The sequence below is a fragment of the Botrimarina sp. genome (genome assembly GCF_040219535.1).
GTDB lineage: Bacteria > Planctomycetota > Planctomycetia > Pirellulales > Lacipirellulaceae > Botrimarina.
On record NZ_JAVJSH010000022.1, the window covers coordinates 57,258 to 82,841 of the forward strand.

Below are 25,584 nucleotides of genomic sequence, written 5' to 3' on the forward strand. Positions count from 1 at the left end.
TCAGTCCACCACGCTCATCGATCGCCGGGCCGCTTCGACGGTGAGGCGTACGCCTTGTTCAATGGTTGTGCTCGGCGACCAGCCGAGGCGCTCGAGGGGCTCGATGTTGGCGACCGACCGGGGTGGCTCGCCCGGCCGTTTGGGGAGCGCGCCGAAGTTGAGGGTCGCCTTCGACTCGCACAGCCGGTGAATCGTCTCGACGAACCGACGCACGGTCAGGGCCTCGCCGCGCCCTACCTCGAAACTCGTCGCGCCCGGCGGCAGGGCCTCGCGGTGGGCAAGAACCGTCTGGCACGCTTCGGCTACATCACCCGCGTAAATAAAGTCCTTCTCTTGGTCTCCGGCTGTCAGGTCGATCGGCCCCGTGTCGTTGAGGCAGCGCTCGATGATCCACGGCACGAACTTGCCGGGCCGGTCGCCGGGGCCAAAGGGATGCTGCAGCACGAGATTCACGAACCGCGTCGGGGCGTCGGCGTCGCAGAGCGTTTGGCCCCACGCAACGAACTGCTTCTTCGAGAGTGTGTAAGCCCGCAGGTAGGGATAGTCGGGAGTGAAGCAGGTGTCGGCGTTGACGAACACGCCCACCCGCCGGCCCATCGCCCACTCGAGCAAGGCGACCGAGCTTCCGACGTTCGTGCGCACCACCTGGGCCGCCGACGCGTCGCGCCCGTACTCGACGGCGAAGTGCAGGACACCGTCGATGGGCTCTTGCCCCAGGGGATCGACGGCTTCGCCGATGTCACCGAGCGACCGCAGCGGAAGTACGGTGACCCCCCCGTGCGCTCCCCCGAGCCGCGCCGTTTCCGATCCGAAGCGGCACGGGGCCAGCACTTGGTGTCCCTCCGCGGCTAGCCGCCGCGCGACCACACCGCCGAGGAATCCCGTCGCTCCGGTAACGACGAATCTCACGACCCCACTCCCCGGAAGTCGTCGGCGAGCAGCGGCGCGTTGGCGTCCTTCTCGCTGAGGATCGGGTTCTCGATCGGCCATAGCACGCCGACCCGCGGGTCGTCCCAGCGGAGCAACCGTTCGCAGGCAGGCGTGTAGGGGGCGGACGACAGGTACTCCACAACGGCGTCGTCGCTCAGCGCGAGGTATCCGTGGGCGAAGCCGGTCGGGATGTACACGGACAACCCGTCGCCGCCGGTGAGTTCCTGAGCGTGCCAGCCGAGGAACGTCGCGGAACACGCCCGCACGTCGACCATCACGTCGAGCACCCGCCCGCTGACGCAGTGCAGCACCTTGGCCTCGGCGGCGGGCGCCACCTGGTAGTGGAGCCCACGCAGCACGCCACGCGACGAGCAGCTCGACCGGTTCATCTGAGGGAAGTGCGAGGGCAGCCCCTCGCTGGCGAAGGCTTCGGCGCAGAACAAGCGCGCGAAATCGCCGCGGTCGTCGCGCACGACGCGTCGGTGCAGCAAGCGCGCCCCTTCCAGAGGTAGTTTCGCGAACTCGATCACGTCGGCGCCCACGCGCACCCGGCCCGCGAGGCCGCCGCCACGTACTCGGCCAAATCGGTGTGTGACGCGACTCTCTTCTCTCGGTAGTAGTCGCGGTACCAGGCGGCGGTGCGGCGAACGGTCGTCGGCCAGTCCCACACGGGCCGCCAGCCGAGCCGCTCGCGCGCGGCCGCCGAATCGAGTCGCAGGCAGTGCGACTCGGGCGGCGCGTCGGTGATGTCGGGGGTCTCGTATTCGAAGTCGGGCCACTCCTCCCGGAACGCGTCGACCACGTGACGCACGCACACGTGCCCCTCCTCATCGGGGCCAAAGTTCCAAGCGGCGGCCGCGTCCCGATCGCCTTCCAACAGTCGTTGGCCGACGAGCAAGTAACCCGCGAGCGGTTCGAGCACGTGCTGCCAGGGGCGGATAGAGCCCGGGCTGCGGACGGTGAGCTTCCCGCCCGACGAAGCGGCGCGGACCGCGTCGGGGATCAGGCGGTCGGCCGACCAGTCGCCGCCGCCGATCACGTTGCCGGCCCGGACCGAAGCGAGCAACGGCGCGCCGGCCGCGCCGGTCGCCTCGTAGTACGAGCGCCGGTAGCTCTCGGTAACGAGTTCGGCGCAGCCCTTGGAGCAGCTGTAGGGGTCCGAGCCGCCGAGGCGATCGCCCTCCCGGAACGCCGCGCCCGACTCGTCGTTCTCGTAGACCTTGTCGCTCGTAACAATCACCACCGCGCGCACGCTCGGCGTTTTGCGGCACGCCTCCAGCACGTTCGCCGTGCCGAGCACGTTCGTCTGAAACGTCTCGAGTGGCTGGCGGTACGACTCCCGTACAAGCGGCTGCGCCGCCAAGTGGAAGACGATCTCCGGCGCCGACTGTTCGATCGCAGCTTCCACGGCGCGCGCGTCGCGGATGTCGCCCAGGCGGGCCGCGTCGTCGGGCCAGTCGTGCAGGTCGAAGTGACACGGGTCGGTGATCGGAGCGAGGGCGAAGCCAGCCGGTCGGGCCTCGAGCGTGCGCAGCCACAGGGCCAGCCAGCTCCCCTTGAAGCCGGTTTGCCCAGTCACCAGCACCCGCCGGCCGCGGTAGGCGCCGCCGAACGCGTCGGCGACCGCGGCGGCGTGCGATCGGGCTGGGGCGGTCGGTGCGCTAATCGTCGTACCCCCCCTGCCAGACCTTCCACGGCGCGGCGCCGCTGGCCCAGGCGTCTTGCAGCGACTCGAGGTCGCGCGTCGTGTCCATGCACTGCCAGTAGCCGGGGTGGCGGAACGCCATCAGCTCGCCCTCTTCAGAGAGCCGGTGCATCGGCGCTTTTTCGAGCACGCATTTGCGGTCTTTTTCGAGCGTATCGAGAACGCTGCGCTCGAACACGTAGTAGCCGCCGTTGACCATCGCCTCTTGCTGCGGGTCCTTCTCGGCGAAGTGCGTCACGCGGTCGCCTTCGAAGTGCAGCGCGCCGAACCGCGGCGGGGGGAAGACCGACGTGAGCGTCGCCGCCTTGCCGTGGTCCTTGTGGAAGGCGACCAGCTCGCCGACGTCCAGGTCCGTGACTCCGTCGCCGTAGGTGACCATGAATCGCTCGTCGTCGCCCAGGTAGCGGGCCGCCCGCTTGATCCGGGCGCCGGTCATGGTGTCTTGGCCCGTGTAGGCGATCGTCACGCGGGGCGAGAACCCGTCGCCCGCGTCGTGCACGTCGATCCGCGGCGCTCCCCCTGCGGCGAAGCCGATCGTGAAGTCGTGCGTGTAGGTCGCCAGGTTGAGGAAGTACTCCTTGATCAACTCGGACTTGTACCCGCTGCAAACGATGAACTCGTTGTGCCCGAAGTGCGCGTAGTAGCGCATGATGTGGCACAGGATCGGGAACGGCCCGATCGGGATCATCGGCTTGGGCAAGAAGTCGGTCAGCTTCCCGAACCGGGTGCCGTACCCGCCCGCTAGCAGTACTACTTTAATGGGAGCCGCCTCGACGTTGCTATGTTTTGACTATTTCCGCTGTGCATACATCATACCCCACTTCCCATCGCCATCCTCTTTGACATCGACCCGATGATGCTTTTCAAGGCGTGACCGGAGTAAGTTGGTAACTCCGGGGCGAAGGTGCTCGTGCCATTCGATTGCGCAGCGATCGATAAGCCGGAGGTCTTCATCTTCAGCCGAGGCGAAAACGTCGTACTCACTACCTTCGATATCGCATTTGAACATCGCGATAGGTTTTCGACCCACTAGAGCAACGATATCTGATAGCGAGACCGTGTCGACTGATTTTCCCTGGCCTGATAGATCGGAAGCAGCTTCTTGCTCGAGTCGGTGATCCTGAGACCTACCGCCAACCGGTCGGATAATCGCTTGCCCCTCGGTTCCCGACAACGCCTTGTTAAACGACTGCACATTCCTCGCACCAGCGGCATCTAAGTTCGATTGCAAGATTGCGAAATTCTCAGGGAAAGGCTCGAAAGCGAAGACCTTGGTTTGCGGTTCAATCCGAGCGACCAGGAGACTAAATAGCCCTACGTTCGCACCAGCATCTATCACTACGTCGGACGCCTTCGGCACGTAGAAGTCTCCCGTGTAGACTTCGTCATACCAGACCTCTAGGATCATTTTCGCGAATCCACCTGTGCCATCAGGATGTCGCACAGTGGTCCCATCGCGCAATTGTGCGTTGTCAACGATTGAACCATCTACGTAACTATCCGCAAGCTCTTTTCCGTTTAGGAACTTACGTCTGAGGTATCGCTTACGAACAGCGACGTGACGACGCCACGCAATTCCAGTACGGACTCGTGTTAGCAGATTCAACTTGCTACGACTCGAGTAAACGTAAGGCAACGATGATACGCGGGCATTCGTTATTGCCGGACGGTTAGGTGCAGCAGCCAGTGCCCCACCGCGCTTCCCCGCGCCCGCAAGCCGACCCAGAAGTACCGGGCGTTGGCCGGCGTGGGCCGCTTCAGCAGCGAGATCAGGCCGACGTCGTGCGTGAGGCCGTACCGCAGCGCCATCGCGCGGCGGCCGAAGGGGCCGAAGTGCTTCAGGAACAGGTAGAGTGTGTTCCGCAGGTGGTTCAGCCGCCAACGCTCGCTCCGCTCGGACAGGTCGGTCCGCGGCTTGGCCAGATGAACAACGGCGATCGTCCCATCGTAGATCACTCGGTAGCCGAGCCGCCGGGCGGTGAGGCAGTGGTCGGTTTCGATCCTGTTCCCGCTGCTGTAGTCCTTGGCCAACAGCACCTTATCGTGTCGGCCACCTCGCTCGAGCAGCTGGCGGCGGTACGCGTAGCAGAAGCCGTAAACGTGCTCCACCTCGACCGGCCCATCCGTCTCCCGGTCGAAGTTGCCGCGTACGGTGAGTGCATCTGCGTCGATTGCGCCGATCGATCCGTCGTCGGACGCGTAACCCTCTTCGATCGCGCGAAACCCCACCACTCCGACCTCCGGTCGCCGAGCGAACAAGCCGCCGACACGCGCGAGGAAATCGGGCGGCACGAGGGCGTCGTCGTTCAGCTCGACGATCAACTCGCCCAATGCGGCCTCGGCCCCGCGACCGAGCGAGTAACCCATGCCGTGGCCTGGCTCGTTCTCGACGTAGTAGACGTTCAGCCGTTCGGCGAATTCCGCGATCACGTGGCCGCTGGTTTCGGGCGCGCCGTTGTCGAGCACGCGCACCTCAAACGGGCCCTCGCCGGGCTGCAGCTCGCAGAGGTGCTCTAGGCACTGGCGCAGCACGTCCGGCCTGCGGTAGGTCGGTATGACGAATGTGGCGAGCATTAGATTTTCAGCCACGCCTGGCATCAGATGCACTGAGCGGTCGTATATGAGAAACGCTCTTGAGATCTCCAGGCCCTTCTGACAGCGTCTCTGGAGATTGGTAGTTCACGTCGGTTGCTGGATTTTGCTTCCCTCGCTTCCCGGTGCAAGTATCATAGCGGGCGAAGACAGCCGTGCGCAAAAGGCTTGCAAAGCTAATAAGCTTAAGCTCCGCTTGAAAAGCTCTCGCGCGGTCTGCGCGAATGTTGCTGAACAGCCACGCGACCATTTCACGAGTGTGCTGGCGATACATGTAGGCCGGCAACCCGAGAATCGTTCGACGGCCGCCTCCCGCTTGCGTCAGCATGCGATATTGGCTTGATCCTCCGCGCCACTGGCGCCGGCGGAAGTATCGCTTCCGGCAACGCTCGGCGGGGATGAAGTGCCGGACGCTCGCGGAGCCCGCGTACGCGGTCCTCACGCCCGCTGCGATCGCACGCATCACCAGCTCGGTGTCCTCGCCGCCACCCCCCTTGTCGCCGACAACGCCGAGGTCGGTGCGGTAGCCGCCGAGGCGCTGGTAGACCGACCGCGCGACGGCGTGGTTGGCCCCGTACCCGCTCTGGCCGGCTTCGGAGAGCAGGTGGGCGCCTCGGCCCCGGTCGTACAACGCGAACCGCCCGGCCAAGCAGTCGCCGAACCACGGCGGGGCGGCGGTCTCCCACCAAGGGTGGACCGACCCGAAGCAGACCTCGGCGTCGAGCCCCCGCATGGCAGCGAGCGTCTCGGTGAGCCAGTGCTCGTCGACCAGCACGTCGTCGTCGGTCCACAGGATGATCTCGGCCTGGGAGACCTCGATCGCTCGGTTCCGCGCGTAGGACAGCCCCGGTTGGCTCTCGGTGACGATTCTCAGCGGCAGGGCGCCCACGTGCCGCTGGAGCACTTGCTGGGTGTGGTCGGTGCAGTTGTTGTCGACAACGATCAGCTCCCACGACACCGACTCCGGCACCCGCATCGAGGCCATCCTCCGGAGCGTCTTGTCGAGCAGGTCGGCGCGGTTCCACGTGCAGATGGCGACGCTCACGTCCACTACTTTGTCGCCCCCGCGTTTGCTAGCTGCGACCCGGCGGTAACGCGGTCCCAGAGCCGATGAGCGAAACCAAACAGTAACGGCCTCTTGCAGAGCTGGGAGTAGGCGATCGGATCGACGCCCAATTGCCGGAGGCCGTCACGAATCCTGCGGGCGGTTTCGAAGTCGCGGCGCCAGTAACAAGCGTCGTGGCTACGCGCCAACCGGCGGGCGAGCCCGTCACGGAGGCGCTCCAGCCTTTCGGGCTCCAGCTGGAGGTCGGCCCGCTGCCTCCAAGCCCACAACGACCGCACCGACCGCAGGTTGTGGTCGGCTTGCGCCGTTTGCTGGCCGGCGTTCCGGCGGTAAACGCACAACGGGGAGTCCACGTAGGCGAAGGGCCCGCGGCGACGCAGATCGGCGAAGAAGATCATGTCTTCCGAGTCGCGCGTCCACTCAGGAAAGCGAGTGGACCTAGCCGCGGCGGTCCGCACCAGGGCCGAAGATGGCAGCACCGCCCAGTGCAGCAACATGTTGACGATCGGATCGCTCGACTCGTCGCTCCGCGTGCGCGGCTCGACTGGCTGGATCTGCCCGTCGATCAGCGCGTCGAAGCGGCAGTGCACGCAGGCGATCTCTCCGCCTGCGACTTCCAATTGGGCGGCAAGCTTCGATGGCCGCCACAAGTCGTCCGCGTCGAGAAACGCGACCCACTCGGCGCGGGCCTCGTCGATCCCGCGGTTGCGAGCGACCGACTCGCCCTGGTTCGGCTGGCGGATCACCCGCACCGGGTCGCCGTACGACTCGGCGACGGCGGCCGAATCGTCGGTCGACCCGTCATCGATCACAAGGATCTCCAGCGGCGGCGCCGTTTGCGCGAGGACCGAGTCGAGCGTCTCGCGCAGGAAGGGCGCGCCGTTGTAGCACGGGACGACGACGCTGTAGGTGGGGGTTCCCGCGGCCATTCGACGCTCAGATGCCTCCCTCTCCGCCAACGCGACGCAGCGCCCATTGACGGATCGCCTCGTCCGCCGCGACGAACTCGTAAGCGTCGCGCGCGACGGCTTCTTGCACCGCGCGGTACACGCCGTGGTGGCGGTGGTTCGGGTCGGGCCGCCAGTCGTCGCCGGTCACGAGGCCGCCCGGCTTGACCTTGTTCAGCAGCAGCTCTAGCTCGTCCACCGTGTGCTGGTAAGCGTGGCTCGAGTCGACGTAGGCCCAATCGAGCGACGCGTCCGGGAAGCCGCGCAGTACGGCGAGGTCGTCCCCCAGGTGGACCATCACCCGACCGGAAGCGATCGCCGACTTCTGCTGCTTCAGGATCTCGATCAACGCGTCCACCGTGCTCCGGCTCCCCTCGCCCCAGTGCCACTCCGGCGTGAGGTGGAACCAGGGGTCGATCAGGTGCAGCCGCTTGGGTCGGAGCCCCATCAGCAGGCAGGGCGAGAAGCGGCCCTGGAACACGCCCAGCTCCGCGCCGACGGCGCCGGGGGGGACGTGCCGGCTGAGGAACTCGATTCGCTTTTGGTTGTAGGCGTCTTCCAGCGCGGCGCCACGCTTGGCGGCGCTGCGGCGCTGCCATGCGGTGAGGCCGGTCGCGTTCTTGACCGCGTCCACCGTGCCGTCGCCGAGCACCCGGCGTAGCGTCATGCCGTTCACTCGGCGCGTTCTCCCGGGCTCGCTCTTCGTGGCCGGACCGGCGGGGATGGCGTGGGATCGATCATACAGGCCTCACGCGTTCGCCTGCAGGGTCGAGGAGCCTATCAAACTGCCGTTTTCCGTTCGCTCACCGTTCGCGGTTGGCTCGCTAGGCCGATTCCCACTTAACGCGTCGTCATCAATATATGGAATCTTGTGTCCAGTCGCGGCGGCTTCGAGCACAGTACGGAGGCGAGTTAAGCGACTTCGCCGCTCGTAGCAAGCGATCATCCGTTCTCGCCCCGACTGCCCGAGCCGCTGGGCTTTCTCCGGCTCGGCGATCACGCGGAGCATCCGATCGGCCATCCCGTCGACGTCGTACTCGTCGATCAGGTACCCGGTCTCGGAGTCGACCACCGCGTCGGCAATCCCGGCGTGCCGTGTCGCCACGACGGGCAAACCGCTGGCCGAGGCCTCGAGCACAGCAACGGGAGTCCCCTCCGCGTCGCCGTTCGGAGCAGTGACCGAGTGCTGAACGAACGCGCGCGCTGCCGCCATCTCTGCGGCGACTTGCTGGTGAGGCTGAGGGCCTAGTAGCTCCACGACTGAACCAATTCCCGTCGCTTCCAGTATATCGTCACAGACCCCACGTAGGGGGCCATCGCCGATGACCCGCAGCCGGGCATCAGGGGCTTGCCGGAGCACCCGCTCGAAAGCCAGCAGCAACAGGTGCGGCGCCTTCTTCTCTACCAGCCGCCCCACCGCCAGCAGCGTCGGCGGATTGTCGGCCGGCGTGGTGGCGCGGAAGGTTTCGGTGTCGATGCCGTACGGGTTCAGCACGAGCTTCTCTTCAGGGCACCCGAGCGCGAGCAAGTCGCAACGCATCCGCCGCGATACGGCGACAACCGCCGACGCGAAATCAAACATCCGGAGGTAATCGTCGCGGTGGAGGTCGAGCACGTCGTGCTGGCTCGCGTCGTGGCCGTGGAAGTGGACGACCAGAGGCGTCTTAGTCTTGCGGCACGCCGGAAGCACGCGTACTCCCATCTGTCCGTATTCGGCAAGCACTACGTCCGCTTGCCGGAATGCCGCCGCGTACGCGTAGTCGATCTCGTCACTCCACGGCTTTCCGAGCAGCATCCGACGCGCCTTGCGTGCCGCGCGGAGGACATGCGCTTGCGAGCACACGAAGCGTCCGTCGATCACCGGCAGCCCGTAATTCCCTTGCTCGATGGCGATCAGCCCTGGCCGGAGACCCTCCGCATGCGTTTGGATAAAAGTCTCGGAGACTTTCCCCAACTGCTGGGTGCACAGTGCGATACGCACAGGCACGCCTCTCTTTCCCATTTCTGACACGTTTTCTTTTTGGGCGCGGGTCACGTCCGGTCGTCGTTTGCCGACGCACGCGACCGATTGGCGCTAACGCGTGCAGGCCGATCGAGTAAGTTCTTCGCACTCCGCAAGCATAATTGAAGCCATCGCGGGCTGCTATCGACGAGCAGCCAGCGGGCCTCGCGATTCGACGGGGACCTTCGCAGCACGGCGGCCGCATTCCTCACCGCGGTCGCCCAGTTGCCCGCTCGGCGCGCCGCCCTCGCTATTTCGAGCTGCACGTCGTCATGGCTGGCGCCGACAGCCGCGTGCGGCTGCTCCCCGACGCTGCCGCCGGTAGGGAGGGCCTCCGAGCCGAGGTGGCGACCCAACGCGGCCAGTTTGGCGGCTCGCTGCTCTGCGGCGCGTGCCTTCGTTATGCTGCTCTCGTGCAATCGGTATTTTAGAAGAAACTGATCGAGGTTTTCGATCCGCCCCTCTTGCCGAATCCTCAGCAAGAAATCGAAGTCTTGGGCCGTATTGTAGGCCTCGTCGTAGCCGCCGATGCGGCGCGCGGCTGCGGTGCGGAACATGAACGCCGGATGCATCACCTGCCCGCCGTGGCCCGCAAGCAGGTTGTCCACGATCTGCCGCGTGTCGGTTGGCAAAATCAGCTTGTCAATCTCGAATCCGGCAGAGTCGATCCGAGTGAGTTGACAGCCTACCAGAACCAAGTCCGGGTGGTCTTCTAGGGCCTTCACTTGCTCGGCGAATCGTTGCGGGTAGCAAACGTCGTCGGCGTCCATCCGGGCGACGTACTCACCCGACGCTTCGGCCAGCCCCTGGTTGAGTACGGCCGGCAAGCCCATCCCCTCGTACTGTTTGCACACGATACGGGGGTCTCTCTTCGCCTCGCGAGCGATGATGCGGCTGGTGTTATCGGTGGAACCGTCGTTGAGCAGGATCAACTCAAAGTCGCGGAAAGTCTGCCGGACGACGCTACGGATTGCTGCCTTAAGGTACTTTTCTCCGTTCCGAACGGGCAACAACACCGAAACGCGCGGCGGCGTCGCGGCAGACCGCTTGGACATAAAGCTCTGACCGCAAACGACCCTGTTGGAGCCCCGCTCTCGGCTCACTAACCCTCGTAGACTGTCAGGTGCTTTGCTCAAAGCGATTCTCGGTCTCTCGCACCGCACGAAGGTAAACATGCTGAATTATGACAGAAGAAGTCATCATCTTACTCTGAAGCAACACCAGTTCGCTTAGCAGCTATGAAAGCGTCTTTGTTGCACTCACTTCGTGAGTCTCTCGCGTTCTAACGTGGTAACCGCTGACAAGCTGCTGTATGTAGTCCGCATGGCCTCTACTATCTTCCGCCGCTCGAGAAATACGCTCGGTAAACTCGGCGCGTGTCGCAGTCAACCGCAACGGAACCGACCTAACTGCATTGGGGGGCACTACGTATTTCTCTAAATCGAGCGACAAGTCCTCGAAGAAACATGCAACCTTCTTTTGCGGTGTCAACGCGAGAAACTGTCTCCCGATCGCAGCCGCAATTACACCAACATGCAATCGATTGCATACATACGCTTTACTGAGAGCGATGAGCTCGATAGCTTCCGATATCGTTGCCGCTGAACTCATCTCCTCAGCAATTGGGTCAAACTTGGCAAACGTCGCATCAGGCACCATTGACGAAGCCGGAGTGTCGACCAGTGAGTACTTCGGGATGATGCGCAACTTGCGTAGCCTTCGCAATTTGGCCCTTAACTTGAGATCTGAAATCTGGAACGCGAGGTCCAGCTGACCGTGACTCTCACGTTCGCGGAACGGCATCCAACGTGGCATGTCTAGAACTATGTCTGGACAATATTTCATGGCAGCATCGGTCAAGTGTTCTAGGCACTCGCGATCTTGACGTAGCCGGTATGTCCCGCCCCTAAAGTTTGGAGACGTAAGTAGCGCGATAGGTCCCGGCCGCAGTGGTCGAACCACATCAGCACTATCACCGCCAATCGATATTACGTGCAATCTAATGCCGAGGCTTTCCGCAAAGCGCACGACGCTCAGAAGGTAGGTTGAGTACTCGTTGCCCACCGCGTTTGGATTGGGCGAATTAAGCGGCAACAGCACACCACCACCACCTACAAGTATGCAATCGACGCGCTTACAAAACGTCTCTAAGTTCTGCTCGCACTCGCAGCCGCAATCAATAAACACAGGCGAGTTACCATGGATTAGTGCGTCACCTCCTGCGCGCTCAATCATCCTAGCGATCATCACCGCCATAAGATCGTCGCCAAGGTTTAAGCGCCGGTAGTACCCAACGATACCTACGCGAGGCCGTTGCGGACGCACTTGATCGTCGCAGTCTTCAGCAGAATGGCTCATGAGTTTAGTTGGATGACTCTTGATCGCTGCTGGTGCAGATTACGTCGACTGGAATTCGCGACACACCGTTGCGGCGCGCGGTAAGCACGGCAACCGTATTTCGCGCCGCACGAGGTGCTATCGTCACCTGCCCCGCGCATGTCACTTCATGGAATTTTTCTATACCAGGCGCACTGACCCAGAGGTCTACGAGGTAGTCACCTCCATTTACTCGCTCGGCAAACTCGCGTAAGCGGAGAGAGAACGTCGCTGTCTGACCGGGATTAACGACTACAGCGTTACTTACATTTGCGCCTTGTTCGCATACCCTTGTTCCGTCCGGCGCACGAACTCGAAAGCCGCAACCTAGGGATCCCAGTTTTGTGCGCAACGTTGCCGTTACATCGATGTTTAGGTCGGATTCAGAAATTGCGACAATGGCAGCAGATATGAACGCATCTGCACCATTGTCGCGCCCGAGCTGAATCTGGTTCTCGGCGGGCATCGCGTTTAGTTCTTGATAAGTTGCAATGGCTTCGTCTGTGTCATCGAATTCCGTCACGTTTCCCGCTTCCACAACGTTGCAGCGTTTGCAAAGCGACCTGACTGCATTCAAGTTGTGGCTCACGAACAACACGGTCCTGCCGCTGGTTGCGACGTCCTGCATCTTCCCCAGGCACTTCGCCTGGAACTGCGTGTCGCCGACGGCCAGGACCTCGTCGATGATCAGGATCTCCGGCTCCAGGTGCGCCGCCACCGCGAACGCCAGGCGCACCTGCATGCCGCTGCTGTACCGCTTGGTTGGCGTGTCGAGGAACCTCTCCACGCCGGAGAAGTCCACGATCTCGTCGAACTTGCTGTCGATCTCCCGCTTGCTCATCCCGAGGATCGTGCCGTTCATGTAGATGTTCTCTCGGCCGGACAGCTCCGGGTGGAAGCCCGTGCCGACCTCCAGCAGGCTGCTCACCCGGCCGCGGATCACCGCGCGGCCCGCGGTCGGCTCCGTGATCCGGCTGAGGATCTTCAGCAGCGTGCTCTTCCCCGCCCCGTTGCGGCCGATCACGCCCACGACCTCCCCCTCGGCCACCTCGAACGACACGTCGCGCAACGCCCAGAGCACGTCGTCTCCCCGGTCGTCGACGGTCAGTCCGGTCTGGCGCCGCAAGCGGTGGAAGTTGCGGAGGGGCGCGCGGAGCACGTCCGCCAGCGCTCCGACGGCCGTGTCGGCGCGCTCGGCGAACTCGCCAAGGCGGTAGGCCTTCGACAGGTCCTCGACGGTGATGGCCTTGGTGGTCATTCGGGGAGAGTCACGGTTGGCGGCGTCAGTCGGCTAGGCCACGTCGGCGAAGATCTTCTCTTTGCTGCGGAAGAACACCAGACCGCTCAGCAACGCGACGGTCGTCGTCGCGGCGCCGACGGCGATCATGTCCCACGGCATCGGGCCGGTTCCCAACAACGTGGCCCGGAAGCCCTCGATCACCCCGGCGATCGGGTTGATCGCGTACAGCAGTCGGTAGCGGTCGGGCACGGAGATGGCCGTGCTGTACACGACGGGCGACGCGTACATGCCAAGTTGGATGAAGAACGGCGCCGCGTAGTTCACGTCGCGGAACTGCACGGCGAGCGCGGCGAGCCACAGGCTGATCGCGGTGGCGGCGGCGACCAACAACGCGATCAACAGCGGCAGCAAGACCACCGACCACGACGGCGGGCGCCCGTACACGACCATCAGGGCCGCCAGACAGAGCATCGCGATCAGGAAATCAACCAGCTTCGCCGACACGGCCGACATCGGCAGGAAGAGCCGTGGGAAGTAGACCTTCCGGATCATCGACGCCTCACCGACGAGGCTGCTGATCCCGTCGGTCGTCGCGTTGGCGAAGTAGGTCCACGGCACCAACGCGGCGAAAACGAAGAGCGGGTAGGGGACGCCGCCCGTGTCGATCCCTGCCATCCGCCCGAACACGATCGTGAAAACGATCGCCGAGAAGACCGGCTGGATGACGGCCCAACCGACGCCGATTGCGCTCTGCGCGTACCGCACGCGGATCTTCCGCCAGACCAAAAAGCGAAACAGGTCCCGGTACGCGTTCAGCTCCTTAGGATCGAACAGCCGCCAGCTCTTCCGCGGCTCGATGATCGTCTCGGCGACGACGGCCGCCGGAGCGTCGGAGGTCCCAGGCGACTGGCCGGGAGCGGCCTGGGGGCTCGTCTCGGCGTTCGGTTGGGGGAGGGTGGTTGTGGGCATCGATGCGGGTCGGCGGATTTAGGTCGTCGCAAGGCGCAGCGTGTTGGCGTCTGCCTGGGGGGACGGCGGGGTGTCGGCGTCTGGCTGGCTGGCGGGCGCGTCGGCTGCGGGATCGACCGGCCGCACGACCCTGGCCGGCGAGCCGACCGCGACGACGCCCGGCGGCACGGGCCGGGTGACCACCGAACCGGCGCCGACGACCGATCCCGCGCCGACGTCGGCCATGATAATCGCCCCGGCCCCGATCCAAGCGCCGGGCCCAATCGTCACGCGCGCGATGTCGCCCCCCTGCTCTCGGATCGGCTTGTTCGACTCGCCGACGTGGTGCGTGTGGGCGCCGCTGAGCACGTGCACCGAAGGGCCGATGAGGGCGTCCTCTCCCAACGTGACAAGGCCGAGCGAGCTGCGCGGGCCCACGTACGCTCCGCCACGGATGACGACGTCCGCCTTGCTCAGCAGCACCCCGAAGCCGATCCGGCAATCGGGCGAGCAACCCTTCGCGGCGCATCGCAAGAAGGCCACCCGCGCGTACGCGCCAGCCGTCCCGGGCCACAAGGCCGCCCACTCACACGCGCCGGCGAAGGCCTCGTCGCGAGGCAGCGCCAGGCGCGCCGCGTAGTAGGCGGCCACCAGTGGCGACGCGACGACGAGCGCCGCGGCGCGGGCCAACGATTTTGCGGCAGGCTTGATCAATTCTTGGGGGCGCCGCCGAGGGTCTCTCGGAAGACCGCCGAGTACGCTTCGACAGCCTGATCGAGCCCGAAGCGGTCGAGCACGCGCTCGCGACCGGCGCGGCCCATACGCTCGGCGGACGCGGGGTCGGACAACAGCCGGAGGATGGCGTACGCCAGGGCCGGCGCGTCGCCGCGGGGGGTGAGCAAGCCATCGACGCCGTCGCGGACCAGCTCCGGCGTGCCGCCAACGCGCGTGGCGACGATCGGCAGTTGGCTCGCCATCGCTTCGAGGATCGTGATGGAGGCGGCCTCGCTCACGCTCGAAAGCGCGAACAGGTCGGCGGCCGCGAGCACCCGGTCCACGTCCGACCGGACGCCCCAGAATTGCACGCGGTCAACGAGTCCGAGTTCGGCAACCAAGCGCTCGACGCGTTCCCGCTCAGGCCCCTCGCCCAGCAACAGCAAGCGAGCGTCGTCGCGCGATCGTGCGACCGTGGCGAAGGCCTTCACCAGCGTCGGGTGATCTTTGACGGGATGAAAACGTGCCGGCGTGACGACGTATTGCAAGCGCTCGTCGAGGCCCAGTTCGGCCCGCAGCCCGCGTCGGGCTTCGGCCGAGAGCGACCCGCCGAACCGGTCCGCGTCGATGCCGTTAGGGACCACCCGGACCTCCCGGCTGCGGATCCCTTCGGTCTGGACGATCGCGTCCGCCGCGAAGCCGCAGCAAGCGGTCACGGCATCGGCCTGGCGGCCAAACCACAGTCGGTTGGCCCAATGCCGCTTCCAGCCGACCACGTCGGGGTAGTGGCGGCCGTGTTCGGTGAAAACCAGTTTGACTTGTGGCGAGTGTCGCTTGGCCAGAGCGCAGTAGAAGAAAGGCGTGTACTGGTGGGCGTGCCAGACCTGCACGCCCCGCTCCGCAGAAGCCCCCGCCAGCCTGGCGGGCAGCGTGCGGTCGATCCCCTCCCGACGCCCGAGAGCGACGACCTCGACTCCCTCGTCGATGAGCTGCTCGCCAAGGCGTCCGACACTGTCCAGGCACAGCACGGTCGGCTCGATCGCCCCGGCCAGCCGACGGATCATCTCGGCGACGAGCACCTCCGCGCCGGCGACCTGCATCTTGTGCAACACGAATCCGACGCGGATCGCGTCGGTGCGCGGCTGCTTAGCGGGTTCGGTGGTCGGGGCTTGCGAAGTGATCACTGGATGGGCGCGAGGGGGACCGCCTCCGAGGTGGAGCCGATCGGGCTAGGCGAGCCGGGCGTTCGCCGGGTCGGCGCACACTCCGTTCTCTTCGATTGCGCGCTTGCTCGCAAACGTTCCGCGTCGGGGCGGCTCGGCCCCGCGAGGGGCCTTCGGGGGTTAGGGCGTCGCGTCGTCCCAGTCCGGGAGGGCGCGACTAGTCAGCTCCATGGTCTCACGCCGAGGCAGCCAGCGACAGGCGGGCGGCCGGGGCCTACAAGCCCCGCCGGCCGACGATCTCGACCGCCGGGGGCTCGTCGAATTCGGGCGGGTCGATCGGTTCCAGGAAGCAGTCGGGTAATTCGAGCGAAGCCCCTTGCTTCAGGAAGTTCACCGATAGCAAGAGGTTGGTGCGGCTGTGCCGTCGCAGCACCATTCCTTCGAGCCCCGCGTACAGCCCCGACCGGACCCGCACCCAGTCGCCCGGCTCGAGCTTCGATTCGAGCGTCAGCGAAGCGCCGGCCGCGATCGACCTGGCGACCTGCGCCAGTTCGTAGCGGAGGCGGCCCGCTTCGGCGACCGGCGTCGTCGAGCTGATTCGGTTCGTCGAGAGGGCCTCGCGGCGTTGGTCGTCGTCGCAGCACAAGAACAAGTAGCCGGCGAAGAGGGGCTCTTCGACCACGCGCACCCGTCCTCGTGTCGCCGCCTCGCGCGTGTGCACGGGCAGGTAATGGGGCACTCCCATCTCGCGGAGCTGCTGCGACAGCCGCTTCTCCTGGCGGCTCTTTGTGTAGACCATCCACCACAGCGCCCCGTCGTCGACCGGCCCCGCCGCGACGCCGTCGTCCAGGAGACCCGCGGGGTACAGGTACCGACGAACCACTGCGGCCAAGGGCGCGTCGGCCCACGAGCTGTGTCCGCAGGGGGCGGCATCGCCGATAGCAGCCATAAAGGTTACGAGTTGCTGGCTCGGCGTCGGGGAGGGGGCGAACGAGCTGGGCGGTGGATGGCTCGACCGAGCCGACGACCGACCTGTTGGGCAGTGGGGGAAACCGCCGCGAGGGGGGGCCCGGCGGGCTGCGAAAGCCTAGCCCGCCGGGATGCCGCTCATCCTAACTGGGGTGGGCCGGTTGGCAAGAACTCACTCTTGGTTATCACAGCCGTCGGTCGAGCAGTATTTGTGGCTTGCGATGCGGGGGCCGGTGGCGCGGTTCGCGCCGCCCGGTTGCTCATGGCGCCGCCGAGGTGGCCACTCCGCTGCCAGCCTGTTCGATCGGGCGCTGCCCAGAGGGCTGCGCCTGGCGACGCTCCGCTATCTCCGTTGCGGCGTGGATGATCGGTCGAAGCGTCTCTTTCCAGACGTGCCGTCGCAGCACGTAGGACCGCGCCAACCGGCCCATCTGCTCCCGCCGATCAGGCGCATCGAAGAGCCCGATCAGGACGTTGGCCCAATCCTCCGGTGACTCGGCTCGGAGCAGGTCCTCGCCCGGCGTCGCGGAGATGCCGGTCAACGCCGCCCCCGACGCGACGACCGGCCGCTGCATCGCCATCGCCTCGAGGACCTTGTTCTGCACCCCCCGAGCGATCCGCAGCGGCGCAACCGCTACCGCGCTCTGCGCAATCAACGGGCGAACATCGGGCGGGCTAGCGACGATCTCGATGCCGGGCGCGTCGCCCAACCGCCGCACGGCGGGCGAAGGGGTCCGGCCGACGATCCGCAGCCGAGCCGCCGGCCTCCGGCTCTTCAAGAGCGGCCACACGGCGTCGACAAACCAGCACATCGCGTCGACGTTCGGCTGGTAGTTCAGCACGCCCACGAAGACGCAGGTCTCCGGGTCGGGCGCTGTGCCGGACGGCAGGGCGAAGTAATCGGCGTCGACGCCGTTCGCCGCGACCACGGCGTCCGCCCCCGGCGCGACGCCGCGGAGCACCTCGCGTTCCTCGTTGCTGATCACGAACACCTTCGCTGCCTCGGCGGCGATCCGCCGCTCGAGCCCGCCAACGCGCCGAGACTCCAGCGCCTGCAGCCTGGCCGCCCAGCCGCTAGAACGCTCCGCGCAGTCGGCCCACTTCCGGCTGTCGACATCCACCAGGTCGACCAGCTGGGGCGTGTTGCGTAGGCCGGGCAGCCGCGTGTACGGGTACATCCCCGAACAGAAGCAATAAACTGCGTCGAACCGGCTCTCCTCCGCCCAGCCGCTCACCTTCCGGGCGAGTCCGCGGCTCCAGAAATTCCCTTCGGTCGCCGATCGGCCCCGAGCGAGCGACACGACGCATCCCGCCGCCCTGCCAAGCCGAGTGGTGTTCACGGCCGCGACGCCTTCACAGAGGCGACGGATCGACTCCAAGTGCTCCGCGGGCGTTGGCTCTTGAGTGACGCACCCCAGCGACACCTTGGCGCCGGCCGCGGCGAGCTCGCGCAGCACGTTGTACGAGCGGATCCGGTCTCCGCGATCGGGCGGGAAGGGGAATCGGTGCGATAGAAAGAGCACACGCAAGGGCGGACCCGGGAGCGGGCGTAAGGACTAGCAAGCCGCCGCGAGCTGCGGCTCGAAAGCCGCATCGACGCGGTCGAACGGGAACCGCTGCAGCAGCCGTTCCAGGCGCGACTCGGTCTTTCGGAGATTGGTGTAGTGCCGCAGGCGCGACTTTGTCGAAGCCCCGACCACCCGGGGCTGCTCGGGGTCGAACTCCCATGGGTGAAAGTACGTCACCACGGGGCTCCCCTCTGCGTTGATCCGGCGGACGGCCCAGTCGGACACCCGTGCCGGCGCCAGGCGGAAGTGGCCCCCGCCGACGACCTGCAGCGTTTGACCCGCGACACGCACGGTGCTCGGCGGAATCTCGAGCAGCCCTTCGTCGCGGCGGTGGGCGAATCGCGGCGAGTCGCGCACGCCGTAGCGGTCGTGGAGCGAGGCGGGCGACAGGCTCGAGTCGTACTCGAAGCCGGCCGACTTCAGCTCTTCAAACGCCCACGGGGTTTGCTCGTTGATCGAAAAACTCGGCGCCCGGTAGCCCAGCAGGGCCGCGTCGGGCACGGCGGATCGGATCGCGTCGGACGCCCGACGCAGGTCTTCGCGGAAGCCCTCGCGACCGAGCTCATAGACCGGCTGGTGGAGGTGCCCGTGGCTAGCCAGCTCGTGCCCCGCGGCGTGGATCTCTTGGACGAGTTCCGGCGCGCGTTCGGCCACCCATCCGAGGACGAAGAAGGTGGCCCGCGTTTGCGTCCGTTCGAGCAGCCTCAGGACGCGCCGCGTGGAGTCGACGACCCGCATCGGCCAACGGTCCCACTCGCGGAGGTCGATGACGTCGCGGAACGCGTGCACGTGGAAATAATCTTCCACGTCGAAGCTCAACGCGTTGGTAATCGTGGTCCCGGGGTCGCGGATCATTCTGGCTTTGCGAACCTGCTGTGGACCGGCGAAGTGCTGAGGGGTTCGCAACGAGGGGAACGACGCTGAGCGTCACCCTGAGCTTCCCCAGAGTGGGCTGCGCTTGGCGCCGGTGCGGCGACGAACAGGGGGGGGACCGCGTCGGGGTTTGAGAACGCTTGCCAACCGCTTGGGGGGGGCAAGAGAGGGCAAACAAATCGCTGCGCCGCCAAATCGCTGCGCTGCGCCGAGCTAGCGGGGCCGCCGGGGTCCCCCGCACGCGGAAGCGACGGCCAATGGGCGATGGGCGTCGACGATCGTTTCACCGATCGACACGAACTCGCCGGTGTCGTCCAGCGCGCTGTCGACGCGGTAGCGCGGGTCGTCCGATTCGCTCGCTGGGACCGGCGGCACGTACTGCACGCCGAGGAGCTTCGCGCCGCGGAAGTACCGGATGCCGCAGAACCTGAGGGCCGTCGCGAGCATCAACCGCAGGTCCAGCCACGCGGACGCGTTCTCGATGTAGTAGAGGTCCGCGGCCAGCTTCCGACGAACGCAGTCGAGCGTCTCGTCGGGGGGCAAGTTCACTTGCGCCACGCCGGTCACACCCGGCAGCGCGAAAAGCCGCTGGCTATACGAAGGGAGGATCCGCTCCAACCGAGCGGCGATCTCCGGCCGCTCGGGCCGCGGACCGACGAAGTCCATCTCGCCCCGCACGATGTTGAAAACCTGAGGCAGCTCGTCGAGGTGGAAGTAGCGGAGCAGCTTGCCGATCAGCGTGACGCGCGCGTCGCCCTTGGCCGACCAGACCGGGCCGGTCGTCGCCTCGGCGTCGACACGCATCGAGCGGAGCTTGTAGATCGTGAACTCTTCACCGTTGAGTCCGAGCCGGCGCTGGCGGTACAAACCCGGCCCGGGCGACGTCAGCCGCACGACCGCGATCAGCACGAGGATTACCGGCAAGAGCACAACGGCGAGTATCGCCCCGAGCACCCGCACCGCGATGCGCTTGCGGCGAAGGTAAGCCGGGACCTCGATCGTGTGCTCCGGCAGCCGGGCTTGCGACGCGGGCGTTGGCTCGTGGTCGTTCGCTGCGATCGCCTTCGGCGCAACAAGGCTGGACGTGGTCATGGTAGAGCGCTTTTGCTAGTGGGTCGCCAATCAGTAGAAAGCAAGTCTCTTAAGAACCGCTCGCCGGTGTCTTCACTCGTGCCGTCAGTCGCTTGCGAGGCCCGATCGTGGGAGGGCGTCGCTAGCTGGAGCTTGTACAGATAACGTCCGCCTGCGAACTCGTAGCGAGGCGCCGCCGAGGCTTCCCACGGACCACCATCCGACCACGCATAGTAAACACTGACGGGAGCTTCTCCCGCGCGTTTCGGCTCGAAATGCAGAGCCCAAAACTCGTCACCGCGATCGGACAACCGAACTTTTTTGCGCGGCGCCGCGTCGTCCGTGTTGTAATCGCGGCTCGAGAAGCAGATCTCAGGCGTGTGAACCGAGATCGGGCCTGGCGGGCCGGCGAGGATCGCTAGGTTGACACGTTCTCCCGTTCGGCTGTCGACGTAGGTGCGATTTACCGAGTTGGCGCACTGGAGCACCTCCGCCACGTCGGCATCGAGTTCCAGGACAGAATCGACGCGCCACGGACCGATCGCCTCAGGGAACGTGTCCAATCGGGCAGCCGCGGCGTCGAGCTGCTCGCCTGCTCCCCAGCGCTGCGAGAGCACACCGTGGGCGTAGCCCGCTCCCGCGATCAATCCCACCCCGAGCAACGCAAGCAGCGCGACGTTGGGGCGGTCGGACTTTAACTTCGGATGTTGCATGCTCAGCTTGCCGGGTTATTGGAGGCCGACGACCCGGCCTGGGCGGCGAGGCTTTCCTCGATTTCTTTGAGCAGCTCGCGGTCCGACGCGGTCAGCACCGACTTGTGCAGGTCGCGTTCGACCGCCTCCGCGTAGTTCCGCTGTGCTTCCTCGAGCCGACCGGCCCGCAGGTAGGCCGCCGCCAGATGGAAGTAGTACCGCGGGTCAACATCGATCGCCGCGACCGCCGACTCTAGCGCGTTGATCGCTTCCTGCTCGAGGCCCATCGATAGGTAGATGGACCCCTTGGTGTCGAGCAGCATCGACTGCTGCGAGTGGATGCCGGCGGTGAGCTGCAACCCCTGTTCCGCGAGCGCGAGGGCTTCCTCCCGCCTGTCCGGGATCTCACCGAGCAGCGTCGCGAGGTTGTTCAGAGCGTTCACGTTCTCCGGGTCGACTTCGAGGACACTCCGGAATGCCTCGATCGCCTCGGTCTGTTCGTCGCGCGTGGTGTGGAGCACGGCGACCGACATCAACAGCGGGACGCTGCTCGGCTGCTCTTCGAGCACCGCCGCGATCCGCTCCCATCCACGCTGGTAGGTCGACTCGCTCGAAGGGCCCGACGACAGCACGACCGACAACAGCACCGCCTCGTTGACGCTCGGCCGTTCTGTTCCAGACGACTCCAGAAGCAAATTGACCGCGTCGTCGATCCGGTCTTGGTTCACCAGCGACTGCAGCACGAGGTTGCGCGTCGTAGGCGACTCTCGAGCGGCCGTTCGGAACCAACGCTCCGCTCGCTTGTGCGCATCGACCTTCGAGTAGCTGCCCCCGAGCTGGATCGCCAACTCCAAGCGGTCCGCTGCCGCGAGGTCAACGCTGTCGATGGCCTCCTCGGCGAACCGATCCAACCGCTCCGCGGCGGCTTCTGCATCGCCGTTGGCCGCTAGCAGACGCGCGTCCTCCGACACGATCGCGAGCCGCGCCTTGAGGTTGGTCGCTTCGGAGTCAACGGGGACCTCGCCCAGCAGTTCGGAGAGGACCGCCCTGCCCTGGGCGACCATCCGCTCGCGCAGCTCGGCGGTCTCTGGTTGATCGCTTAGGGCCTCTACCGACCGGATCAGCAGCCCGGCGTACGCCGGTCGGTACGGCCGGCCCTCCTCGCCCTTCTGGACGACGAAACGGAGCCTGTTCGCCGCGTTCTCGTAGCTTAGGGGGTTGTCGTTGTCGAGCTTGGCTTCACGCTCGTAGGCGGCCGCCAACAACACCTGGTCGACCAAGCCCCCCTCGGGCGAGTCGACCACCTCTTGCAGCAATCGCTGGCTCCGCCGGGTGTCGCTCAGCCGCTCCTCGACAGAGCGGCCACGCTCCATGAGCAAGACCGCCTTCAGGCGGCGAGCCCCGGTCGAGGCGTCCTCGTCGCCCCCTTCGAGGGCGCCGACCAGCAACTCGATCCGGTCCCAGTCTGCGGCCGGCCCCGCCATCGCCAGCACGGTAGCGAGCGTCCTGCGGACCGCCTCGTTGTCCGGCGCCTTATCGAGAGCCTCTTCCAGCACCGGTTGGGCGGCCCGCGGGTCCACGCTGAGCAACAGATCGGCCAGTTGCAGGCGCAGCTGCACGTTGTCCGGGTCGGAGGCTTGAGCTCGCTCGAATGCGTCGCGCGCCGCGGCGATGTCTCCCAAAGATTGGTAGGCGCGTCCGGCCCAACTGAGCCGGACCGCCTTGTTGCTCTTGATCGCCTTGGGGGCCTCTTCGAGCAACCGGTCGATCGCCGAACGGTCCTTCCGCACCGTGGCCAACATGAACGATTGCCCCCACAGCAACGCGTCGTCGGGGTTCGCTTCCCGGCCCTCCGCGACGACCCTCTCGGCCTCATCCAGTTGTCCACTGCCAAAGAGCACCTCCGCCAGCAAGGCGCGGGCTTCTCTGTCGTCGGGACGCTCTTCGACTAGCTCCCGGGCGCGTTGCTCGGCCTTGTCGGCGTCGCCCAAGCGGAGGTCGGCCATCGCGAGCGACGCCTCGACGTTGAACGACTGTCCGGCCGGCGCCCCCTTGCTCAGCTGCTGCAACAAGCCGCGCGCCTGCCGCATCCCGTCGGGCGTCGTGGACAGCAGCCGGGCCAACGCGAGCTGGCTCTTCGGCTGTATCGGGCCGAGGCTCGCCGCCCGCTGCAGAGACTCGAGCGCCGCGCCGGCGTCGCCGGTCGCTAGCGCGAATTTGCCGGCAAGCTCGTGCGCGGCCGCCCATTCGGGGCGTGCCTCGACCATCTGCGACACGAGGCTCTCGAGCTGGTCGACGAGCGCCTTCCGGTCGGCTTTCTGGCGAGGCTCCAGCCCGACGAGCCTCAGCAGCAACAGGTTCGCTTGACTGTAGGCGACTTCCGCCTCGCTAAAGATCCCCGAACGGCGGATCCGGTCACCAAGGTCCTCCGCAACCGAGAGCTCCCCGTTTTGGAGGGCAAGCACCATAGCGGCTTGCAGCAGCCACCGGTCGTCGGGGTGCGACTTCAACGCCTCCCGCGCGTGCCGCAGCGCACGCTCGGCGTCGCCGGAGGCGGCGCTCAGGCGCACGCGGGCCTGGGCCAGGTACGCGGAGTCCTTGCCCCCGGCCGCTTTGTTGGCTTCGTCGAGGACCTGCTGCGCTTCGTCGGTCTTGCCAACCCGGCTGAGAAGCTCAACTCGCAGCAACCGCGTCGCGTCCTCGCTGGAAGAGAGGCGCTCGTACGCGTCGATCGCTTCGAGCATCTGCTCGGGCTCTTCCGCGGCGGCGAACGCTTCGGCCGCTGCGCGCCAGAAACCGGCGTTGTCCCCCAGGCCCTTCGCGTACTCGTCGACGAGTTCGCTGAGGGCCGCGCCCTCTGTTCCGGCGCCGGCCGAAGCCGTCAGACGGCGCGCTGCTTCGGCACGAAACAGCAGCATGCTGGGCCCCGTCTGCTGCTTGACCTCGGCGAGCTGCTTGTCGAACTCGCTCCAATCCCGCTCTTCTTGCGGCGCCGAGGTCTGACGCTTGGCCTCGACCAACAGCCCCAACGTCTTGGCCGCCATCGGGGCGACGCCACTCACTTGTCGCAGCTGTAAACTGGCTCGCTCGTCGCGATCCGCCCGCAGCCAGTCGTTGGCGGCCTGCAGACGCAATTGAGCGATCGCCCGCTGGGCCGAGACCCCCCAAACCTCCGCGGCGGCGCTGTCCGAGTTGGTCGCGCCCTGCAGGGCTTGAACCAGGTCCTCCAGCTGCGAAGCCGCCTGGTCCCAGTGGCCGAGGCTCTCCAGCGCCGCGACCAGGCTCTGCCTCGCCTCGACGCTCTGGCCGTTCAATGCCGAGTCGGCGGGGGCGCCGTTGAGGTACGACTTCAACAGCTCGGCGGCGCGTCCCGGTTGGCCTTCGAGCGCCGCCAGACGGCCCTCTTGCAATTGGACCAGGCGGTCCCTCTGCTGCTGCTCCGCTAGCGACACCCCTTGCGACTGCGACATATCGCGGAGCCGGACGTCGGCGGCGATCGCCTCCCGCAGGTCGTCGATCGCGTCGCGGGCGGCCGGCGCGTTCTTCGCCCGCAGGTGCAGGTCCACGAGCAGTGCGTGCGCTTCGACGCTGTGCTCCGGCAATTGGTCGACCGCTCGCTCCGCGGCACCCAGCGCTTCTTCGAGCTTCCCCTGTCGACGCAGCAGCCGGCCGAGCACCACGTGCGCAGGTTCGAAGTCGGGCGCGACCTCGACCAGCCGGTTCAGTAGCCGCTCCGCTTCGGCTTGCCCGGCGGCGTCGGCTTGGCGGAGCGCCGATTCCATCGACAGCCACAGGGCGTCCACGTTGTCGGGGTCCGCTTCGAGGATCTTGCGGAGGTCCTCGTCGGCGCCGTCCAAGTTGTGTTTGCTTCGGTAGGCGTACCGCGTCAGCAAGGCCTCGGCGTCGCCGGGGCTCGCGTCGACGAGTCGCTGCATCATCTCGTCCGCTAGGCGCGTCGCCTCGGAGTCGTCGTCGCCGAAGATGTCCGGGTACTGCCGATACAGCTCGGCTGCGACACCGACCAGCTCGGGGTCCGCCTCGTTGAGCGCCAGCGCGTTCTGCAGCAGCTCGGCGAACGACCGGGCGGGCTGGTCGGACTCCTCTTGCTCGGGATCCAGCGAGGCCAGACTCGGCACGACGGCCTCGGTCTCGAGGTCGCCCGCATAAGCATCGCGGCGGCCTGCCTCGTTGAGCGACAGGTCATTCTGGATGCGGTAATGGTGCGCGAGGGCCTCGACCCTGGCGATCCTCGCCGGTAGGTCTTCGCCTTCGACCTCGTCGGCTCGGACTTCCGCCGTTTGCTCGAGGGCGCCAGAGAATTCGTCGAAGTCCAGCAGCAGCTCCGCCAATTGCGTGCGGAGGCGGTTCGCCTCGGCTTGTTGGTCGCTGCTCGCCAAGCCGATCGTCTCGTAGAGGAGCCGGAGCAGCTGCTGACGGTTGCCCGGCGACGTCTCGAGCGATGCTTCGAAGATATCGATCAGTTCTAGCCGCGCCGCAAAGTCGTCCGGCCGCAGCTGCAGGTACTGCTGCTGATAGAAGGCGGCGCGGCTGAAATCCTCTTCGCCGAGCAATTGTTCGGCGCGCGCGGCGAAGTCTTCGGCAAGGCGCTCCTGACGCCAGCCACGCAGGTAGTAGATCGCCCCTCCCACGGCGACCAGCGCTACCAGCGTGCCCAACAGCAACGGCACGTTCAGCAAGCGGGGCGCGGGTCGACCCCGCGAAGCCCCG

Annotated in this window: 22 protein-coding genes; all 22 read right to left on the reverse strand. The window is 66.2% G+C overall.

The window, feature by feature from the left end; all coding sequences use genetic code 11:
* Nucleotides 1-909: an NAD-dependent epimerase/dehydratase family protein gene (locus tag RIC11_RS13635; RefSeq protein WP_350212173.1), complete on the reverse strand. Its 909-nt coding sequence runs from the start codon at nt 907-909 to the stop codon at nt 1-3.
* A complete protein-coding gene (gene rfbC / locus RIC11_RS13640) occupies nt 906-1,478 on the reverse strand; it encodes a dTDP-4-dehydrorhamnose 3,5-epimerase (RefSeq protein ID WP_350212175.1) in 573 nt (190 codons plus the stop codon). The genes RIC11_RS13635 and rfbC overlap by 4 nt, the downstream gene beginning before the upstream one ends.
* Complete coding sequence (gene rfbG, locus RIC11_RS13645) at nt 1,457-2,596, reverse strand: CDP-glucose 4,6-dehydratase (RefSeq protein WP_350212279.1); 1,140 nt, start codon at nt 2,594-2,596, stop codon at nt 1,457-1,459. Before rfbG ends, rfbC begins: the two co-directional genes overlap by 22 nt.
* On the reverse strand, nt 2,592-3,395 hold the full coding sequence (gene rfbF, locus RIC11_RS13650) for a glucose-1-phosphate cytidylyltransferase (RefSeq protein WP_350212281.1): 804 nt from the start codon (nt 3,393-3,395) through the stop codon (nt 2,592-2,594). Before rfbF ends, rfbG begins: the two co-directional genes overlap by 5 nt.
* A 30-nt stretch (nt 3,396-3,425) precedes the next feature.
* Nucleotides 3,426-4,043 (reverse strand): FkbM family methyltransferase, encoded by a 618-nt coding sequence (locus RIC11_RS13655; RefSeq protein WP_350212176.1) that lies wholly within the window; start codon nt 4,041-4,043, stop codon nt 3,426-3,428.
* A 248-nt stretch (nt 4,044-4,291) separates the two neighbouring features.
* Nucleotides 4,292-5,209 carry a glycosyltransferase family 2 protein gene (locus tag RIC11_RS13660; protein ID WP_350212178.1) on the reverse strand — a complete coding sequence of 306 codons (918 nt, stop codon included), beginning with the start codon at nt 5,207-5,209 and terminating at the stop codon, nt 4,292-4,294.
* 7 nt (nt 5,210-5,216) lie between these two features.
* Nucleotides 5,217-6,272 carry a glycosyltransferase gene (locus RIC11_RS13665; protein WP_350212180.1) on the reverse strand — a complete coding sequence of 352 codons (1,056 nt, stop codon included), beginning with the start codon at nt 6,270-6,272 and terminating at the stop codon, nt 5,217-5,219.
* 5 nt (nt 6,273-6,277) lie between these two features.
* Complete coding sequence (locus RIC11_RS13670) at nt 6,278-7,222, reverse strand: glycosyltransferase family 2 protein (RefSeq protein ID WP_350212182.1); 945 nt, start codon at nt 7,220-7,222, stop codon at nt 6,278-6,280.
* 7 nt (nt 7,223-7,229) lie between these two features.
* A complete protein-coding gene (locus RIC11_RS13675) occupies nt 7,230-7,907 on the reverse strand; it encodes a class I SAM-dependent methyltransferase (RefSeq protein ID WP_350212184.1) in 678 nt (225 codons plus the stop codon).
* An 81-nt stretch (nt 7,908-7,988) separates the two neighbouring features.
* The gene (locus RIC11_RS13680) at nt 7,989-9,275 is read right to left on the reverse strand and encodes a glycosyltransferase (RefSeq protein WP_350212186.1); all 1,287 of its coding nucleotides are present in this window, start codon (nt 9,273-9,275) and stop codon (nt 7,989-7,991) included.
* Nucleotides 9,272-10,297, reverse strand: a complete 1,026-nt coding sequence (locus tag RIC11_RS13685; protein ID WP_350212188.1) for a glycosyltransferase family 2 protein — start codon at nt 10,295-10,297, stop codon at nt 9,272-9,274. The genes RIC11_RS13680 and RIC11_RS13685 overlap by 4 nt, the downstream gene beginning before the upstream one ends.
* Before the next feature lie 181 nt (nt 10,298-10,478).
* Nucleotides 10,479-11,600: a hypothetical protein gene (locus RIC11_RS13690; RefSeq protein ID WP_350212190.1), complete on the reverse strand. Its 1,122-nt coding sequence runs from the start codon at nt 11,598-11,600 to the stop codon at nt 10,479-10,481.
* A 4-nt stretch (nt 11,601-11,604) separates the two neighbouring features.
* Complete coding sequence (locus tag RIC11_RS13695) at nt 11,605-12,876, reverse strand: ABC transporter ATP-binding protein (RefSeq protein WP_350212192.1); 1,272 nt, start codon at nt 12,874-12,876, stop codon at nt 11,605-11,607.
* Between the two features lie 33 nt (nt 12,877-12,909).
* The gene (locus tag RIC11_RS13700; RefSeq protein WP_350212194.1) at nt 12,910-13,827 is read right to left on the reverse strand and encodes an ABC transporter permease; all 918 of its coding nucleotides are present in this window, start codon (nt 13,825-13,827) and stop codon (nt 12,910-12,912) included.
* Nucleotides 13,828-13,845: 18 nt separating this feature from the next.
* Complete coding sequence (locus RIC11_RS13705) at nt 13,846-14,496, reverse strand: acyltransferase (protein ID WP_350212196.1); 651 nt, start codon at nt 14,494-14,496, stop codon at nt 13,846-13,848.
* A 20-nt stretch (nt 14,497-14,516) separates the two neighbouring features.
* A complete protein-coding gene (locus tag RIC11_RS13710; RefSeq protein ID WP_350212198.1) occupies nt 14,517-15,704 on the reverse strand; it encodes a glycosyltransferase in 1,188 nt (395 codons plus the stop codon).
* 253 nt (nt 15,705-15,957) lie between these two features.
* Nucleotides 15,958-16,632, reverse strand: a complete 675-nt coding sequence (gene nusG / locus RIC11_RS13715; RefSeq protein WP_350212200.1) for a transcription termination/antitermination protein NusG — start codon at nt 16,630-16,632, stop codon at nt 15,958-15,960.
* Between the two features lie 280 nt (nt 16,633-16,912).
* Nucleotides 16,913-18,175 carry a TIGR03087 family PEP-CTERM/XrtA system glycosyltransferase gene (locus RIC11_RS13720; RefSeq protein WP_350212283.1) on the reverse strand — a complete coding sequence of 421 codons (1,263 nt, stop codon included), beginning with the start codon at nt 18,173-18,175 and terminating at the stop codon, nt 16,913-16,915.
* Between the two features lie 33 nt (nt 18,176-18,208).
* A complete protein-coding gene (locus tag RIC11_RS13725) occupies nt 18,209-19,075 on the reverse strand; it encodes an XrtA system polysaccharide deacetylase (protein WP_350212202.1) in 867 nt (288 codons plus the stop codon).
* A gap of 231 nt (nt 19,076-19,306) precedes the next feature.
* Nucleotides 19,307-20,185, reverse strand: a complete 879-nt coding sequence (locus RIC11_RS13730) for a sugar transferase (RefSeq protein ID WP_350212204.1) — start codon at nt 20,183-20,185, stop codon at nt 19,307-19,309.
* A complete protein-coding gene (locus RIC11_RS13735; RefSeq protein WP_350212206.1) occupies nt 20,182-20,877 on the reverse strand; it encodes an exosortase-associated EpsI family protein in 696 nt (231 codons plus the stop codon). Before RIC11_RS13735 ends, RIC11_RS13730 begins: the two co-directional genes overlap by 4 nt.
* Before the next feature lie 2 nt (nt 20,878-20,879).
* Nucleotides 20,880-25,544, reverse strand: coding sequence for a tetratricopeptide repeat protein (locus RIC11_RS13740; protein ID WP_350212208.1), 4,665 nt, complete (start codon nt 25,542-25,544; stop codon nt 20,880-20,882).
* Between the last annotated feature and the right edge of the window lie 40 nt (nt 25,545-25,584).

What these genes read in the sequence shown, in the direction of transcription:
- RIC11_RS13725 (WP_350212202.1), bottom strand. Translation starts at nt 19,075, where the DNA reads ATGATCCGCGACCCCGGGACCACGATTACCAACGCGTTGAGCTTCGAC.
- RIC11_RS13670 (WP_350212182.1), bottom strand. Translation starts at nt 7,222, where the DNA reads ATGGCCGCGGGAACCCCCACCTACAGCGTCGTCGTCCCGTGCTACAAC.
- RIC11_RS13735 (WP_350212206.1), bottom strand. Translation starts at nt 20,877, where the DNA reads ATGCAACATCCGAAGTTAAAGTCCGACCGCCCCAACGTCGCGCTGCTT.
- RIC11_RS13730 (WP_350212204.1), bottom strand. Translation starts at nt 20,185, where the DNA reads ATGACCACGTCCAGCCTTGTTGCGCCGAAGGCGATCGCAGCGAACGAC.
- RIC11_RS13675 (WP_350212184.1), bottom strand. Translation starts at nt 7,907, where the DNA reads ATGACGCTACGCCGGGTGCTCGGCGACGGCACGGTGGACGCGGTCAAG.
- RIC11_RS13655 (WP_350212176.1), bottom strand. Translation starts at nt 4,043, where the DNA reads ATGATCCTAGAGGTCTGGTATGACGAAGTCTACACGGGAGACTTCTAC.
- RIC11_RS13695 (WP_350212192.1), bottom strand. Translation starts at nt 12,876, where the DNA reads ATGACCACCAAGGCCATCACCGTCGAGGACCTGTCGAAGGCCTACCGC.
- RIC11_RS13685 (WP_350212188.1), bottom strand. Translation starts at nt 10,297, where the DNA reads ATGTCCAAGCGGTCTGCCGCGACGCCGCCGCGCGTTTCGGTGTTGTTG.
- RIC11_RS13660 (WP_350212178.1), bottom strand. Translation starts at nt 5,209, where the DNA reads ATGCTCGCCACATTCGTCATACCGACCTACCGCAGGCCGGACGTGCTG.
- RIC11_RS13700 (WP_350212194.1), bottom strand. Translation starts at nt 13,827, where the DNA reads ATGCCCACAACCACCCTCCCCCAACCGAACGCCGAGACGAGCCCCCAG.
- nusG (WP_350212200.1), bottom strand. Translation starts at nt 16,632, where the DNA reads ATGGCTGCTATCGGCGATGCCGCCCCCTGCGGACACAGCTCGTGGGCC.
- RIC11_RS13690 (WP_350212190.1), bottom strand. Translation starts at nt 11,600, where the DNA reads ATGAGCCATTCTGCTGAAGACTGCGACGATCAAGTGCGTCCGCAACGG.